Annotated in this window: 13 protein-coding genes; 11 read left to right on the top strand and 2 right to left on the bottom strand. The window is 36.9% G+C overall.

What is annotated here, in order from left to right; genetic code table 11:
* Positions 1-8: 8 nt before the first annotated feature.
* Complete coding sequence (locus tag OXQ85_RS07795) at positions 9-1,244, bottom strand: outer membrane protein transport protein (RefSeq protein WP_267403321.1); 1,236 nt, start codon at positions 1,242-1,244, stop codon at positions 9-11.
* A gap of 274 nt (positions 1,245-1,518) precedes the next feature.
* Between OXQ85_RS07795 and ricT the strand changes: the two genes are divergently transcribed.
* The 6 genes from ricT to OXQ85_RS07825 all read left to right on the top strand — a co-directional run bounded on the left by ricT (position 1,519) and on the right by OXQ85_RS07825 (position 9,749).
* Complete coding sequence (gene ricT / locus OXQ85_RS07800) at positions 1,519-3,000, top strand: regulatory iron-sulfur-containing complex subunit RicT (RefSeq protein WP_267403323.1); 1,482 nt, start codon at positions 1,519-1,521, stop codon at positions 2,998-3,000.
* Positions 2,993-3,457 (top strand): gliding motility lipoprotein GldH, encoded by a 465-nt coding sequence (locus OXQ85_RS07805; protein ID WP_267403325.1) that lies wholly within the window; start codon positions 2,993-2,995, stop codon positions 3,455-3,457. Before ricT ends, OXQ85_RS07805 begins: the two co-directional genes overlap by 8 nt.
* 6 nt (positions 3,458-3,463) lie before the next feature.
* Complete coding sequence (locus OXQ85_RS07810; protein ID WP_267403327.1) at positions 3,464-5,842, top strand: transglycosylase domain-containing protein; 2,379 nt, start codon at positions 3,464-3,466, stop codon at positions 5,840-5,842.
* 75 nt (positions 5,843-5,917) lie between these two features.
* Positions 5,918-7,459 (top strand): protein adenylyltransferase SelO family protein, encoded by a 1,542-nt coding sequence (locus OXQ85_RS07815; protein ID WP_267403329.1) that lies wholly within the window; start codon positions 5,918-5,920, stop codon positions 7,457-7,459.
* An 84-nt stretch (positions 7,460-7,543) separates the two neighbouring features.
* On the top strand, positions 7,544-8,389 hold the full coding sequence (locus OXQ85_RS07820; RefSeq protein ID WP_267403331.1) for a T9SS type A sorting domain-containing protein: 846 nt from the start codon (positions 7,544-7,546) through the stop codon (positions 8,387-8,389).
* A 76-nt stretch (positions 8,390-8,465) separates the two neighbouring features.
* Positions 8,466-9,749, top strand: a complete 1,284-nt coding sequence (locus tag OXQ85_RS07825; RefSeq protein WP_267403333.1) for a DUF6080 domain-containing protein — start codon at positions 8,466-8,468, stop codon at positions 9,747-9,749.
* A gap of 56 nt (positions 9,750-9,805) precedes the next feature.
* Here OXQ85_RS07825 and OXQ85_RS07830 read toward each other — a convergent pair whose 3' ends face one another.
* Positions 9,806-10,345, bottom strand: coding sequence for an SPOR domain-containing protein (locus tag OXQ85_RS07830; RefSeq protein ID WP_267403334.1), 540 nt, complete (start codon positions 10,343-10,345; stop codon positions 9,806-9,808).
* Positions 10,346-10,530: 185 nt separating this feature from the next.
* Here OXQ85_RS07830 and OXQ85_RS07835 point away from each other — a divergent pair, with 185 nt between their 5' ends.
* From OXQ85_RS07835 to OXQ85_RS07855, 5 genes are read left to right on the top strand one after another with little or no spacing between them, the layout of a single operon-like run.
* The gene (locus OXQ85_RS07835; RefSeq protein ID WP_267403336.1) at positions 10,531-11,898 is read left to right on the top strand and encodes a c-type cytochrome; all 1,368 of its coding nucleotides are present in this window, start codon (positions 10,531-10,533) and stop codon (positions 11,896-11,898) included.
* Between the two features lie 23 nt (positions 11,899-11,921).
* Positions 11,922-14,990: a TAT-variant-translocated molybdopterin oxidoreductase gene (locus OXQ85_RS07840; protein WP_267403337.1), complete on the top strand. Its 3,069-nt coding sequence runs from the start codon at positions 11,922-11,924 to the stop codon at positions 14,988-14,990.
* A gap of 25 nt (positions 14,991-15,015) precedes the next feature.
* Entirely contained in the window at positions 15,016-16,413 is a 1,398-nt protein-coding gene (nrfD, locus tag OXQ85_RS07845) for an NrfD/PsrC family molybdoenzyme membrane anchor subunit (protein WP_267403339.1), read from the top strand.
* Positions 16,400-16,921 carry a DUF3341 domain-containing protein gene (locus OXQ85_RS07850; RefSeq protein ID WP_267403341.1) on the top strand — a complete coding sequence of 174 codons (522 nt, stop codon included), beginning with the start codon at positions 16,400-16,402 and terminating at the stop codon, positions 16,919-16,921. Before nrfD ends, OXQ85_RS07850 begins: the two co-directional genes overlap by 14 nt.
* Positions 16,914-17,603: a cytochrome c gene (locus OXQ85_RS07855; RefSeq protein WP_267403343.1), complete on the top strand. Its 690-nt coding sequence runs from the start codon at positions 16,914-16,916 to the stop codon at positions 17,601-17,603. The genes OXQ85_RS07850 and OXQ85_RS07855 overlap by 8 nt, the downstream gene beginning before the upstream one ends.
* Positions 17,604-17,607 lie beyond the last annotated feature (4 nt).

Below are 17,607 nucleotides of genomic sequence, written 5' to 3' on the forward strand. Positions count from 1 at the left end.
TCTTTCAATTAAAAAGGGTTATAAGATAAACCTAAACCTACATAAAATGCAGTCGCTGTGGATTGTCCGTAAAATCCTAAGTTCGCATTTTTCACATCTCTTGCCTGAGGCATTGCATATCCTCCTGCTAAATCTACTCCGAATTGTTTCAATTTAAATCCAACACCACCAGTAATTACATAAGTATTGTAAGAAGGTGTTTCTGGAATGAAATTCTCTTCGGTGTACGGAGCTTCATCATAATAAGCACCTAAACGACCATAGATCATATCTGTGAATGCATACTGCGTTCCTAATCTGAATGTTTTAGAATTTTTAAAGTTTTTAGGAGAAATAGACTTCGTAGGATCTGATGGTGAATTTCCAACAGGAGCCTGACCAAAATCTAACGTCAACTGACTGTATCTTTCCCAACCGTGGTAATTAAAATCTGCCGAAACCAACCATTTTGGTGTAATTTTATAGGTTAAACCTACCGTATATTCTTCTACCAAAGGCAAAGTTGCGGTAAAACTATCTTTCCCTGATGCATCTAAACCTAATAATGGATAAATTGTAGATGTCGGGAAGCTGAAGGTAGCCTTTCCGTCTTTAGCCTTCATATCAACTGGTGAACGGTAAGCAATACTTACATCCAATTTAGGATCTGGTCTGAAGTAGAAACCGAATCCATAACCGTGTCCGCTGGCTTTACTGTCAAGATTCAGCTGTCCTCCGAATTGAGTAATAGCCTTATCCCATTTCACATCTCCTCTTGCATAGATATAGCTTGCCCCAAACGCAAACCATTCATTGAATCTATAAGAGATCATTGGCTGGAAGAAGAAACTTTTAAGCTCTAGCTTCTGCACCATTTCTTTTCCTTCCCAATCTGATGGATATTGTATTGTACTACCAAAAGGTGTAGAAAAACTAAAACCAACAGATAATTTGTCTACTGGTCTGTAGGCAATTGCAGCGTAAAGCGGAGTTCCGATAGGATTATCCGTTTCTGTACTTTGTAGCGTATTCGTATTTTGGAAAGTCACTTTGTTACCTGCCGCAAAACCTCCTACCGCGATACTAAACTTGGAAGGAATGAAAGACATACCCGCCGGGTTGAAGAATGCTACACTCGCATCCTCAGCATGCGCACTCGTGTGTGCCATTGCCAATTGCTTTACCCCTTGCAAAGACACTCTGAAGCCTCCCGCGTAAGATAAAACACCCGCCAATAATGCAGTTGATACTAAGATTTTTTTCATAGACTATTATTATATAACCCAAATATAAAATTATTTTAGTTACACCTGTTAATAAATCTTAAATTTTTAAACATTATAGCCAAAGAAAATTATGTTTAAAATAATATCTACGCTTGAATTACACCTAAAACAATCATTATTAAATATTTAATAAAAATTAAGTTAATACCCTTATCATTTGTTTAATATTAAACAATCGAGTTTCTTAATATTTGATTATTTTAGACCTCATAAAGATAAAAATCATAAATTTGCAAGATTAAATATATAATATATGAGTTGTGGATGTAAAACATCCGGCGATTCTGCACATTCTTGCGGTCCCAAGAAAACCGCGAATGGCTGTGAAAATGTAAATACCTGTGGTAATAGTTATAAATTAAGTGTTTTTGACTGGCTTTCTAACATCAACAATCCCGCATCGAACAGGTGTGATTTTGTGGAAGTTAGATTTAAAAATGACAGAAAATCGTTTTATAAAAATGTAAACAATATCCCATTACATATAGGTAGTGTAATAACAGTAGAATCTAGTCCCGGACATGATGTAGGTGTGGTAAGTCTCACCGGCGAATTGGTAAAGATTCAGATGAAAAAGAAGAAATTTTCTGAAGAATCTGCCCTTAAAATATACAGACAGGCCAACCAAAAAGATCTTGAGGTATGGCAGGAAGCAAGAAAAAAAGAAGACAACGTAAAGATCGACGCAAGAAAGATTGCTCACAGGCTGGGTCTTGAAATGAAGATCACAGATGTTGAATATCAAGGTGATGCCTCTAAAGTTACGTTTTATTATACCGCTGATAATCGTGTAGATTTCAGAATGTTGATTAAAGAATATGCGGGTGCCTTCCGTACGAAGATCGATATGAAACAGATCGGTTTCAGACAGGAAGCAGCGAAAGTAGGCGGAATCGGATCTTGCGGAAGAGAACTTTGCTGTTCTACATGGTTAACAGATTTCAGATCGGTAAATACCAATGTGGCAAGATATCAGCAATTGAGCATCAATCCTCAAAAATTGGCTGGGCAATGTGGTAAATTGAAATGTTGTCTAAACTACGAATTAGACAGCTATTTGGATGCTTTAAGCAACTTCCCGTCTTCATCCACTATGTTGGATACTGAGAAAGGAAGAGCTTTTTGTATTAAAATCGACGTTTTCAAAAAGAAAATGTGGTTTGCCTATGTAGATAGCTCTATGGCTTGGTATGACTTTGATATTGATTTGGTTAAAAAACTGATTGCTAAAAATAAAAGAGGCGAGAAAACGCTTCCTCTTGAAGATTTAAAGCAACCGGATATTCCTTTGGCAACCATCGATTTGATTCAGGAAAACAGTGTTGACCGATTCGAAAAGAAAAACAGAGGGAATAACAAAAACAGAAATCAGAACAGACCGAGTAATAATCAGAACAATCAAGGTCAGCAACAAGGTCAAAATAGAAATACAAGACCTAATAACCGACCTGAAAGACAAGAACGTTCAGAAAAAACCGATCGTCCTGAGAGAGCTGAAAGAACGGAAAGATCCGACAGACCGACGAAACAACCTCGCCCGGAAAGACAGGAGAAACAGGACAGACCGAATGCAAATGCTCAATCTAACAATCAACCACGACAGCAAAAGCCTCAACAGCCAAAAGCTCAAGTGGAAAAGGTAGAAACAGCATTTTCTGATTCTGAGAAAAAACCAAACCCAAACAAGAAAAAATTCAAAAAGAAGTTTCCTCCAAAAAAAGATAATAATGCGTAAAATTTTAGGATTATTTACCCTTATCCTTTTCTTTAGCTGTAATTCTTCCTCAGAAGGAGAAGTAACGATGAATTCCGTTGATAATAAATGGAATAAGAAGAGTGAACAAAAATTTAATCTTGAAATTTCAGATCCGCAGAATCCTAAAAATATTATATTTGTTGTAAGAAATAACAATGAATATCCTTACAGCAATATAAGATTCATTGTAAATTTCACGAATCTTCAAACGAAGAAAAAAGAGACCGATACAATGAACTATGTTTTGGCTAAGCCCAACGGAGAGTGGCTTGGTACAGGATTTGGTGACACGAAGGAAACTCTTTTTCAGTATAAACTGAATTATAAATTTCCGGCAAAAGGAAAGTATGAAATTGGCTTGGTACAGGCCATGAGAAACGATAACCTTCCCGGAATTGAAGATATTGGAGTAAAAATAGAAACGGCTAAACCGTAACCCTACATGGAAGTAAACAAACAAAATGCCGGAAGCAAAGGAAAAAAATTTCCGCTTCCTCCTAAAAAAAAGAAAGACAGCTCCTGGAAAAAGTGGGTAAGGCTTGTATGGCTTGGGCTCATTGTTGTAGTTTTAGGAATTTCAGGACTTTTCTTTGCGGTTTCCCAAGGTTTTCTTGGAGAAATGCCCGATGTAAAGGAACTTGAAAATCCGGACATCTACGTTGCCTCGGAGATCATTTCGTCAGACGGTGTATTACTGGGTAAATTTGAGAAAGAAAAGACTCAGCCAATCACCTATAAACAACTTCCTCCTTATCTTATTTATGCTTTACAAGCTAAAGAAGATGAGCGATTCAAAGAGCATTCGGGGATTGATTTAAAATCTATTTTGAGAGCTCTTAGATATGGTGGAGACAGAGGTGGAGGTTCTACAATTACTCAACAGCTAGCTAAACTTTTATTTACAAAGGAACCATCCAAAAATCCAGTAAAAAGAGTTATTCAAAAGCTAAAAGAATGGTCTGTTGCAGTGAGCCTTGAAAAACTGTACACCAAAGAAGAAATTATTACTTTGTATTTCAATAAATTCGATTTTACATATAATGCGAATGGTATTGAAATGGCATCTAAAATATACTTCAATAAGACAACTTCCGAATTGACTCTTCCGGAAGCCTCTATGTTTGTCGCAATGCTTGAAGCACCTATTGCTAATAATCCCATGAGAAATCCTGAAAGAGCAAAAAGAAGAAGAGATGTTGTTTTAACTCAGATGCTTGAAACAGGTTATATTGACAATGCAACATACGAAAAAGCAGTATCAACTCCTGTAGTGGTAGATTATCACCCGATCAAAAATATCAGTGATGATTATTCTGCTTATTATAAGTTTTATCTGAGAAAAGAGATTGATAATTATCTTAAAGATTACGAAAAACAAACCGGTAAAAAATTAAACCTTTACAAAGACGGTTTAAAAATATATGTGACGCTTGATTCTAAAATGCAAAAGTATGCAGAAGAAGCAATCCGTGAACATTTAACAGATCTTCAGAAAAGATTTGATGCCGAACAAAGAGGCAGAAAAAACAGACCTTTCTATTACCTAACCAATAAACAGGTAAACGATGTAATGACTCAGGCGATGAAAAGAACCGGGCGTTACAAGCAGTTGAAAGCGGCAGGAGTTTCTGAAGATTCAATCTTACTGGAATTCCATAAGCCGATCAAAACATCTCGTTTCACTTGGGGCGGAGAAGAAGAGGTAGAAATGTCTCCTTGGGACTCTATCAGATATCACAAACAAATTGCTCAGGCAGGTTTGATGTCTATGGTTCCGGGAACTGGTGAAATTAAAGCTTGGGTTGGAGGTATCGACTGGCAACATTTTCAATACGATCACATTAAACAAGGAAAAAGACAGGTTGGTTCCACATTCAAGCCTTTCGTATATGCTACGGCTATTATGAAATTAGGAATGACACCTTGTTCAGCAGTTTCTAACGCAACGTATGATCATAAAGGATGGCACGTTCCGGGAAGAGGGGGAATGTTAACTTTAAAAGATGGTTTAGCACACTCTCAAAACCCGATCGCAGCAAGGCTTATCGAAATGACAGGTGTTGATGCAGTAATTCAAACGGCAAGAGATTTAGGAGTAACGGAAGACATCCCTAGAAACAATACAATTGCATTAGGTTCGTCAGATATTACAATTTTTGAAATGCTTGGTGCTTACAGTACATTTGCCAACTATGGTAACCACAATAAACCGGAAATGATCTGGAGAATTGAAGATGCCAATGGTAGAGTAATTAAAGAAGTAAATGTAGAACCGAAAGAAGTGATGAATCCTCTGTATGCTTACACGATGATCGAATTGATGAAGGGTGTGGCACAATATGGAACAGCTTCCGGAGAATTGGGAAGAAGGGGAATTTCAAAAGCAGTGGAAATTGCAGCAAAAACAGGTACTACGCAGAACAACTCCGATGGTTGGTTTATGGGGATTACTCCAAAACTGGCAACAGGAGCTTGGGTAGGCTGGGAAGACAGAGCAACCCACTTCTTTGGAACCGGTGAAGGTCAGGGTGCGAAAATGGCACTACCAATCTGGGCGATCTACATGAAAAAAGTCTGGGCAGATAAAACACTAGGCGTTTCACCAGACGATAAATTCACCAAACCATCTGAATGGAAAGACGGCTGTTCAGGATTAAAAGGAATTGGCGGAGGTTATGGAGACGATGGAGGTCTTCAGACAATCGACGAGATCAAAAATCCGAGACCTGTAGATCCTACTCCGAAAAATAATTCAGGTAAAAAAGAAGACAACGTAAACGAGAATTTAAACACTTCTGAAGAAATAGATTTTAATAAATAAATTCTCTTTTAGAAATACATCAGACCTTTCAAACAAATTGAAAGGTCTTTTTTTATTATCACTATCTTTGAGATTATGAAAATTGAAAACATTCAACAACCCTTTATAAAAATATTTCCGGGAGATTTTTCAGGAAATACCCTGCAGAGAAATACGCCAAAAGTTTTATTTTCCACCGTTTCACCTGTTGGTTTTGATCAGCCTAAACTGATTGCTTTTAATGAAAAACTTTCAGAAGAAATCGGATTGGGACAATTTGAAGAAAAAGACCTTGACTTTTTAGTTGGAAACAATTTACCTGAAAATATAAAAACCTATGCAACAGCCTATGCCGGACATCAGTTTGGAAACTGGGCAGGACAATTGGGTGACGGAAGAGCTATTTTAGCTGGAGAAATCACCAATAACTTAGGTCAGAAAAACGAAATCCAATGGAAAGGCGCCGGAGCAACTCCTTACTCACGACACGCTGACGGAAGAGCCGTGTTGAGGTCTTCAGTTCGCGAATACTTGATGAGTGAAGCCATGTTTCATTTAGGAATTCCAACCACGAGAGGATTAAGTTTATCATTCACGGGAGAAAACGTGATAAGAGACATCATGTACAGCGGAGATCCAAAAGCGGAAAAAGGAGCCGTTGTTGTAAGAACCGCAGAAAGTTTTCTTCGTTTCGGACATTTTGAATTGATGTCTGCGCAAAGAGAGCTCAATACTTTGATGGATTTGGTTGATTTTACCATTGAAAATTACTTTAAAGAAATAACTTCCGAGGGAACTCAAAAATACAAAGACTTCTTTTCAGACATTTGTAAAAGAACCGCCGATCTTATGGTGGAATGGTATCGCGTAGGATTTGTGCATGGCGTAATGAATACCGATAATATGTCAATTTTGGGATTAACGATCGATTACGGCCCATATTCAATGATGGATGAATATGATCTGAATTTTACTCCAAATACAACCGATCTGCCTGGCAGAAGATACGCTTTCGGAAAACAAGGGCAAATCGCACAATGGAATCTTTGGCAGCTTGCCAATGCACTTCATCCAATTATTAAAGATGAACAGTTTTTAGAGAAAACATTAAACGATTTCGGAGATTATTTCTGGAAAGCTCACGATCAAATGCTTTGTAAAAAATTCGGTTTTGATACTCTTTTAAAGGATGATGAAGATTTCTTCACCAATTGGCAAGGCCTGATGCAGGAATTGCAGTTGGATTACACTTTATTTTTCACTCAACTGGAAAGATTTGATCATACAGCTGATTTAAAATCTCAGTTTGAAAATGTTTCTTATCTATTATTGGATGAGGAAAAACTTTCCAAGCTAGATCATTTTTTAACAGCATATCAAAAACGACTTGAAAAGAATGCAATCTCAAAAGAAGAATCTCTGGAATTGATGAAAGAGACAAATCCGAAATTCATCCTGAGAAATTACTTACTTTTTGAATGTATTGAAGAAATTACTATCGGAAAAACAGAACTTTTAGAAAAGCTAACAAAAGCATTGGAAAATCCATACCAAGAAATCTACCCTGAATTTTCTAAAAAACGCCCTTCAAAATATGATGATGTTTCGGGATGTTCTATGCTTTCTTGTAGTTCATAGATCAAAAAATCAATTTTAACACTCTTTTTTCACCAAATCACAATATTAAATCAATATTTTTTATTAATTTTATAAAAAAATATTATGAAAAGAATTCTACTATCTTTAACATTACTATCTTCTTTCTTTGGTAGCGCACAAACATTGCTAAATGAAAATTTTGAAGGAACAACTTTTCCACCTACAGGATGGACTAGATCTTCAACAGTATCAACAAGACCATGGGACTTCACAACAGTTAACTTCAATGCAGCTGGTCAAGCAGAATATACAATTGCCGGAACCAAATCAGCATCTGTCAACTGGACAGCAGCATCTAATACTGCAGATTTAGTAAGCCCAGCATTTAGCTTAGTAGGAACAGCCAGCCCTGTTTTAAGATTTAAAGCAGTTGTGGGTTACTCTTATATGATTGCTCAGGATGCCGGAGACCTATTAGCTCAGATTTCAACTGATGGAGGAACAACTTGGACAACCGTTTGGAATGAAGATGATGAAACAGGATTTATAGATGATGGAGATGGAGATGAAGACACTGATCTTTACAACCTAAACATTGTACAAGTACAGGTAAGTCTTTCAGCATACAGTACACAGTCAAATGTAAGAGTTAGATTCCGTTATGTTGCTGCGGACGCTGATATTGTTTCTATTGATGATGTACAAGTTTTAGGTTCAGTTCTTGCTACCAATGAAATTTCAAAATCAAAATCAGAAGTTTCTGTTTATCCTAATCCAACAAAAGGAGAAGTAAATATTAAAACAGATAAAAAAGTTAAATCTTCTACAATTGTTGATATGACAGGAAGATCTGTATTAAAATCAGATACTGCAAAAGCTGACTTATCTGCGCTTCCAAAAGGAACCTATTTATTACAGGTAGAATTTGCAGATGGAACGAAAACTTCAGAAAAAGTTATCAAGCAATAATTTCAATTATTATAATCTTACAAACTCACCAATTTTTGGTGAGTTTTTTATTTTACTTTTGTAAAAATTTTCGAAGGTGTTTATTCCGACTATAAAATCAAAATTCAACAGCTTTTTCAGGCTTATTCTTCCCGCTTCTTATTCGGAGCTCGGGGTATTCACGTTTTTTCTTATTATGTACGGAATTTTAGGCTGGTATATCGCGTTAGATTATCGAATTATTTATGACGAAAGAATTCCTTGGGATGCCTATTTCAGCTTTGACAATAAAGCGATTGTGATGACCGGTGGAAGCTTTGAAAGACATCCACTATCCTATTATTTTTTTAATTGGATCCGAGAAATTGCTTTATATCTTTCCGACGATAAAACAAATGCTATTTTTAGACTCGCATTAGCCTGGATAAGCAATTTAATGGTCAGTTTAAGTATTTTACAGGTTTTTAAATATTTAAAAAACATTATTAACCTCCCCAATTACATCAGGCTCTTATTGATTATATTTTTCGGAGTTTTCTCAACTAATATTTTACTTTCATTTACTCCGGAAAACTTTACCTACACGTTTTTTTTATTAACATTGTTTAATCACTATGCTGCCTCGAAAATTAAAGCAGATAAAAAAATCCCAGCCATACCTTTAGCATTTGCAGGAGTTACCATTGGAGGATTAACTGTCACCAACATTGTAAAAGTTTTCATTCCCATACTATTTGAAAAAGACCTTTTTAAAAACTGGAAAAAGTTATTGAATGCAGCCATAAGAGTGCTCATCACGTGCATTTGCTTTATTTTATTGTATCTGAATAGAATTGATTTTAAGTACAAAACAATTTTCAGCAAAACAAGTCAGCAGTACGAAAAATTTTCAAATGTAAAAAGCACTCCGACTTGGGATATGATTTCTTCTTACTTTTTTGGTGGAAATATTTTATTTTCAGATTTAATTATCAGAAATAAGCACAATATGAAAGGTTTTCATTTTAAAGCCATACTTATGGATGTGTATTCATCATGGATTCCTTATATTTTTATTGCCATTTTATTAGCTTTAATAAGTTGGAGTTATTATAAAAACTTTAAGAATAAATTGGTACAGATGTTAATGATTTCTTTTTTTGTAGACATCATTATCCATTGCTTTATGAAATTCGGACTTCACACCGCATTTATCTACGGCGGACACTTTGTTTTTGTATATCCTTTATTGATTGGCTGGCTATTTTTCACCTACCGATCATCTGTTAAAATAACTTCTATTTTAGTGGCAGTAACAGGAATATTATTTACCTATTTAGTCTTCAACAATTACTTTAGAATGACCGAATTTTTTTGGTTTTTAAATCAATATTATCAATAAAATAAAAAAGCTGAGAATCGATGTTCTCAGCTTTATTTTTTTATGTTTTGTTGAAACTATTTTGCCTCTGCGCAGAAAATTCTATACTGAACAGCAACTGCAGATTTAAAATATTCTCGGATTCTTGATAAGTCTGAAGATGCACTTTGTTTCGTGAAATAACTTCCTGCCAAAATTTTATAATTCGGCCTCAAAGAAGCATCCGTCTCTACTTTCAGATTCGGAAATCTTTTTCTGAAATACGCCTTTACTTCATTGGCTTCATCATTACTTTTCACCGTCGTGATCTGAATTTTATATCCTAAAATTCTAGGATTTTTTCTACAAATTTCCGCATTCGTAAGTTCTCTGCTCGGAACATAGATTTTGGTAGGTTTCGTATAGTCATTATCACTATCTGTATCTCTTGAAGGCGTACTCACAGCCACTCTGGAGCATTTATCTTCAATGCTTCCCAAGGCAGCATCTACCTTTGGATCCATAGAAATAATAAGCTCTGTTCCACTTAAAGTATCTCTCTTTACAACCTGTTGTGCATCAATATGATAAAAACCTAATAATGATACTACTGAAAATATTTTGATTAAATTTTTCATTTAAACTTGTTTCCGCAAATTTATACAAATTAAAAAATTATACCAAACACAGTTATTTAGAATAATTACAAATTAAACAGAAATGACATATTCACCTTTCCATAAGCCGTTAAATTCCTGTTAAAAATATTATTTTTGCGGGATTGATTGAATGTTCAATATTTTACTAACATAAGATAATTTAAATGATTAGTTGGAGAAAGCATTATAGACAAACGTTGATCGCAATAGGCTTATTGCTATCAACCAGTGCTTCAATTTACGGGCAAGACGGCGATCCTAAGAATGGAGAGAAACTTTTCAAGGCAAATTGTACGGCATGTCACGCTTTAGACAAACAAGTTGTAGGACCACCTTTGAAAGGGGTTGTAGAGCGAGTGAAAACTGAAGGTGGCGTAGATACAGATTGGTTGCATAAGTGGATCAAAGACAACAAAGCTCTTAGAGCTTCTGGGGACAAATACGCCAATGAGATTTTTGAAAAGTATAACAAAACTGAGATGCAGGTGTTTCCTAACCTTACGGATAAGGACATCGATGATATCTTAGCTTTTACAACTAATCCACCGGAGCCGGCACCTACTGACGATAAAAAAGCAGGTGCAGAAGCTGGAGCAGGTACCGCACAAGCAGCTCCTGCAGACAAAACTACTACAAACGTAGTAATCATTTCACTTTTAGCAATCGCAGGTTTATTAGTTTGGATCTTGTTAAAACTAAGACAATTAGTAAAACTAGGACAATCTGAAGACTTAGCGGGATTAAACGAAACAAGAGTAAAATCTTTCAGCGAAATCTATGCTAAATACCACTATGTAGGTAAAGGATTAATCGCAATCTTAGCGCTTTTGGCAACATACGGAATTTGGAACTGGATCATGTGGATCGGCGTTTACAAAGGATACAAGCCAGAGCAGCCTATTTACTTCTCACACAAAATTCACGCTGGAGAACAGAAGATTGACTGTCAACTTTGTCACTCTAGTGCTAAATACGGTAAAGTATCTGAAATCCCATCAATGAACGTATGTATGAACTGTCACAGAACTATTTCTGAATACAACGCAGATCATTACATGGAGCCTGGAAAAGACAAGGCATTCTACGATGGAGAGATCCAGAAAATTTACGCAGCTACAGGTTGGGATCCTGCTAAACAACAGTACACAGGAAAAACACAACCGGTAGAATGGACAAGAATTCACAACATGCCAGACTTCGTGTACTTCAACCACTCTCAGCACGTTGTAGCAGGTGAGCAAGCAATCATCAGTTCTTTCAACAAAAAGAACCCAGACAACAAAATTGATGTTGTATGTAAAGCTTGTCACGGAAAAATTGACACAATGAATGTTGTTCAAATGGCTAATGACTTCACTATGGGATGGTGTATTGAGTGCCACAGAACTACTGAAGTTGATATGAACAACGGTTATAATAAAGAATACTTCAAGAATCTACATGACAAGCTTAAGAAGCAATACCCTAAAGATGGTGGTAAGATTACTGTAGACGCAATTGGAGGTCTTGAGTGTGGTAAATGTCATTATTAATAACTAAAAAATTAGAAGTATAAATGGCTTCAAACAAAATACAATTTAGAAGTATTCATGAACTTAAAGACCCAGCTTTAAACAATAAGCTGGCTCAGAAAGAGTTTCAGGAAGAAATTCCGGTAGAAGATTTCCTTGGAGATGCTGAACAGAACGGATCTAGTACTTCAAGAAGAGATTTCTTAAAATTATTAGGATTTTCTACAGCAGCGGTTACACTTGCTGCTTGTGAGGCTCCGGTAATTAAAACGATTCCTTACGTAGTAAAACCTCATGATATTATTCCTGGAGTTCCTAATTACTACGCTTCAACATATTTTGATGGATTCGACTTTGCTAGTGTTTTAGTAAAAACTAGAGAAGGTAGACCAATCAAAATTGATCCGAACCCAGCAGCTGGTGATTTAGGTAAAACTAACGCAAGAGCTCAGGCAGCAGTACTTTCTCTTTATGATAATGATAAAGTAAAGCAGCCTAAATTTGAAGGGAAAGACGAAACTTTCGATAAAGTAGATAGTTTTGTTATTAAAGGATTAGAAGAAGCTAAGGCAGGAAACAAAAGAATCGTATTATTATCACAATCTTTTGCTTCACCTACATTCAAAAAATTATTTGCTGATTTTAAAGCTAAATATCCTACAGCAGAATTAGTAACTTATGATGCTTATCCTCATGCAGCAGCATTGGATGCAGCTCAGGAAGTATTCGGAACAAGAGCATTACCTGTTTATAACCTGAAAGGGACAGAATTGGTAGTTTCTTTCCAGGCTGATTTCTTAGGAGATTACAACGCAGCAAGTTTAGAAACATCTTATGCAGAGGCTAGAAAACCGGGAGCAAACATGTTGAGACACATTCAAGTGGAATCTAACATGTCTTTAACGGGTGCTAACTCAGATTCAAGATACAGACTAAAACCAAGTGATGTAAACAAAGCTTTAGTAGATGTTTACAACGCAATCGTTACAGGAGCAGCTCCTACAAACAAAGCTGCTGCTGAGATAGTAAAAGAGTTACAGGCTAAAGGAAGCAAAGCGGTAGTATTCGCTGATGGTTCTAAAGGTGCTCAGGTTTTAGCTCACTTAATCAACCAAAAATTAGGTTCAGTTGCTTTCACTGGTAAAGCAAACTTCCTAAAAGAGTTTGATAAAGTAAGATATCAGGAATTTTTAGGATGGGTAAATGCAGGACAGGTTGGTGTATTGATTACAAACAACGTAGACCCTATTTACTCTCACTACAAAGGAGCTGAGTTTGAAAAAGCGATTAAAAACGTTCCTTATGTAATTGCAGTTGCTGATAAGAAAAATGCAATGTATAAAGCAGCGAAAGCTGTAATTCCTGTAGCTAACTGGCTAGAATCTTGGGGAGATATGCAACCTCAGAGCGGAGTTTATGCATTAATGCAGCCTACGATCCAAAAGATCTACAAATCTAGACAGATTGAAGAATCTCTATTGGTTTGGAAAAACGGTAAAAACAATTCTGCTAACAACTACTACGATTATTTAAAAGCTAATGCTGCTTCTCTTTTAGGAGGAACTTCATTCAACAAAGCTTTATATAATGGCATCGTAACTACTGAAGGTGGTTCTACTCTAGCTTACGCTGGTGGAAACGCTGCTCAGGCTGTTGCAGAATTAGGAAGTTTCAAAGCTTCTGATTTAGAATTGGTATTATACACTAAGACTTCTATTGGTGACGGAACACAGGCAAACAACCCTTGGTTACAAGAATTGCCGGATCCAATCACGAGAATGGCTTGGGATAATTATTTAACGATTTCTCCTAAAGATGCAGAAAGATTAGGTATTGAAAACGATCTTAACGCAAGAATGCAGTTAGACGGTTCTATCGTAAATCTTACTGTAAACGGAGTAACAATAAAAGATGTTCCTGTATTCATCCAGCCAGGTCAGGCAGACGGTTCTGTAGGTCTTGCACTTGGATATGGTAAAAAAGATTCTGGAGCTACTGCAGATACTGGTGTTAATGCTTATCCTTTATTTGACGGATCTAACCTTGTTGTTTCAGGGGCTAAGATCGAGAAAACAGGAGAAGATCATGAGTTTGCAGGTATTCAGCTTCAAAATACTTTGATGGGACGTTATGAGATCGCTAAAGAAGTTCCTTTGGCAGATTACTTAAACGTAGCATTCGATGATGAGCACAAAGGATGGAACAAACCTTTGGAATATCACACGATCAGCGGAGCTCTTCCTGCAAGAAAGATTGACCTTTGGGATGCTTTCGATGATACAGATGGGCCTCACTTCAACTTATCAATCGACTTGAACTCTTGTACTGGTTGTGGAGCATGTATCATTGCTTGTCAGGCAGAAAACAACGTTCCTGTTGTAGGTAAAGAAGAGATCAGAATGTCTAGAGATATGTATTGGTTAAGAATTGACCGTTACTACTCTTCGACTCAAAAAGTAGAGGTTTACGAAGGATTAAAAGAAGGAATGGCAGTTCCTGAATTATACGGAACAGCATTTGGTGGTGAAGGAGCATTAAACAATCCTGCTGAAAACCCAGATGTGATCTTCCAGCCGGTAATGTGTCAGCACTGTAACCATGCTCCTTGTGAAACTGTATGTCCGGTAGCGGCTACTTCACACGGTAAGCAAGGTCAAAACCACATGGCTTACAACAGATGTATCGGTACTAGATATTGTGCAAACAACTGTCCTTACAAAGTAAGACGTTTCAACTGGTTTACTTATAACCTAAACGACAAGTTCGATTTTAACATGAATAACGACCTTGGGAGAATGGTTCTAAACCCAGATGTAGTTGTAAGAACGAGAGGGGTAATGGAGAAATGCTCTATGTGTATCCAGGAAACTCAAGCTACAATTTTAGCTGCTAAGAGAGAAAACAGAAAAGTAACAGACAATGAATTCAAAAATTCTTGTGCTTGTGCTGCTGCTTGTTCTACCGGAGCAATGACGTTTGGAGACATGAATGACAAAGAATCTGAAGTAAGAGAATTATACTCTAGCAACAGAAGATATTATTTACTTGAAGAGATCGGAACAAAACCAAATGTGTTCTATCACGCTAAAGTAAGAAACAGAGTAGAAAAATAAAGTTTAAATAATAAATAGGTAAAAAATGTCAGGACATTACGAAGCTCCGATAAGGGAACCTCTAATTATTGGTCACAAAACTTATCACGATATTACGGAAGATATCGCACGACCTATCGAAGAAAGAGCAGGAAAATTATGGTGGGTATCACTATATGCAGCCTTAGTTCTATTCATCTATGGATTCGGGTGTATTGCCTATACTGTCGGAACAGGTATTGGAGCATGGGGGCTTAACAGAACTATTAACTGGGGTTGGGATATTACCAACTTCGTATGGTGGGTAGGTATCGGTCACGCCGGAACCTTAATCTCAGCGGTATTATTATTATTTAGACAGAGATGGAGAATGTCTGTAAACAGATCTGCAGAGGCGATGACGATCTTTGCGGTTGTACAGGCTGCAATCTTCCCTGTAATCCACATGGGTAGAGTTTGGGTAGGATATTGGGTATTCCCTCTTCCTAACCAGTTTGGTTCTCTTTGGGGGAACTTCAACTCTCCTCTACTTTGGGATGTATTTGCAATCTCTACGTATTTCTCAGTATCTACAGTATTCTGGTTCATGGGTCTTATCCCTGACTTTGCAATGATCAGAGATAGAGCAAAAACTCCTTGGACTAAGAAAATTTATACATTCCTTGCATTCGGTTGGGGTGGTAAAGCAAAACACTGGCAAAGATTCGAAGAACTTTCTTTGGTTCTTGCAGGTTTAGCAACTCCACTTGTATTCTCGGTACACACCACCGTATCTTTTGACTTCGCAACTTCGGTTATTAAAGGATGGCACTCTACAATCTACCCTCCTTACTTCGTTGCCGGTGCGATCTTCTCAGGATTCGCGATGGTACAGACTCTATTGTTAATCGCAAGAAAAGTTTGTCACCTAGAAGACTATATTACAATGTATCATATCGAAATTATGAACATCGTAATCATCTTAACAGGAGGTATGGTAACTGTAGCTTACGCAACTGAATATTTCATCGGATGGTATTCTGGATCTAGATTCGAAGACTTTACTTATCTTTCTCCGGGTGCTGCTGTTGGACCTTACTGGTGGGCTTTCTGGTCACTAATTATTTGTAACTTGGTAATCCCTGCATTATTCTGGTTCAAAAGAATTAGAACAAACATCATCGCAACATTTATCATTGCTTTGATCATCAACATCGGTATGTGGTTTGAGCGTTTTGATATCATCGTTATCAACCTTTCTAGAGACTACTTACCAGGATCTTGGACTATGTTTAAGCCAACGATCATTGATGTGGGTGTATACTTAGGAACAATCGGGTTCTTCTCTGTATTATTCTTATTATACGCAAGAACATTCCCTGTAATTGCACAGGCAGAATTAAAATCGATTTTGAAAATCTCAGGTGAAACTTATAAAGCAAAAGAAGGAGATGAGCACCACTAAAATTGTATACGGACTTTATGCTGACGACGACGATTTAATGAACGGCGTTAAAGCATTCAACGATAAAGGAATCGCTATAAACGAGGTTTATACTCCGTTTCCGGTTCACGGACTTGATAAAGCTTTAGGTTTAAAGAAAACTAGAATTTCTGATGCTGCTTTCATCTACGCTCTTTACGGTGTTACGATAGGTGCTACGGTAACTTGGTATGTGATGAATCACGACTGGCCTCAGAACATCGGTGGTAAACCAGCTTTCGACTGGGCACACAACATGCCGGCGTTCGTGGTACCAATGTTTGAGCTTATGGTATTCTGTGCTGCTCACATGATGTCATTAACTTTCTTAGTAAGAAACAAAATGTATCCTGGAGCTCCTGCACAAAATCCTGATCCAAGAACAACGGATGATAAGTTCCTAATGGAATTCGTAACTGAAGATGTAGAATCTGTAAAACAGTTGCTAATTGAAACTGGAGTTGAAGAAATAACTGTTAAAGATGCTTAAAATGAAAAAGAATGTATTAAGAATTACAGCAGTTTTAGGTTTAACTACAGTGTTACTTAATTCTTGCGGACCGAAAGAAAATGCACCATTGGTATATTTCCCAGATATGTATTTTCCGGTAGCTTATGATCCTTTGATGAAAGCTCAAGATGCTTATTCAGATCATGAGAACGAAATTCCTGCTTTTGTTAAAAATAGTTTTGCAACAGGTCTTTCTCCTGTAGAAGGATCAGTAGCTCAAAATAAAGACGGTATTTTTGAAGAAGGTTTACTTCCTAAAACTCCGGATGAGTACAACGCAGGTTATGATGCTTCTAAGAAGTTAACTGTTTCTCCTTTGAACCCTGCTAATGCTGAAAAAGATATTGAAAGAGGTAAAATGCTTTTCGATAAAACTTGTGCAGCATGCCACGGAACTGGAGGTGATGGACAAGGACCAATTGTACAAACAGGTGCTTTCTCTGGTGTACCAAACTACGCTGATAGAGAAATTACTGTAGGATCTGTTCATTATGTATTAACAAACGGTAGAAACGCGATGGGGTCTTATGCGGGACAACTGAACGCAGGAGATAGATGGAGAGTGGCAATGTATGTGATGAATGCCTTCAAAAAAGGAGCAGCAGCACCTGCAGCCGCAGCAGCGACAGCAACAACTGAGACTACCGAAACTAAAAAATAAGAAA

It is taken from the genome of Chryseobacterium sp. GM_Chr_2 (assembly GCF_026540445.1).
In the GTDB taxonomy this organism is placed as follows: Bacteria; Bacteroidota; Bacteroidia; order Flavobacteriales; family Weeksellaceae; genus Chryseobacterium.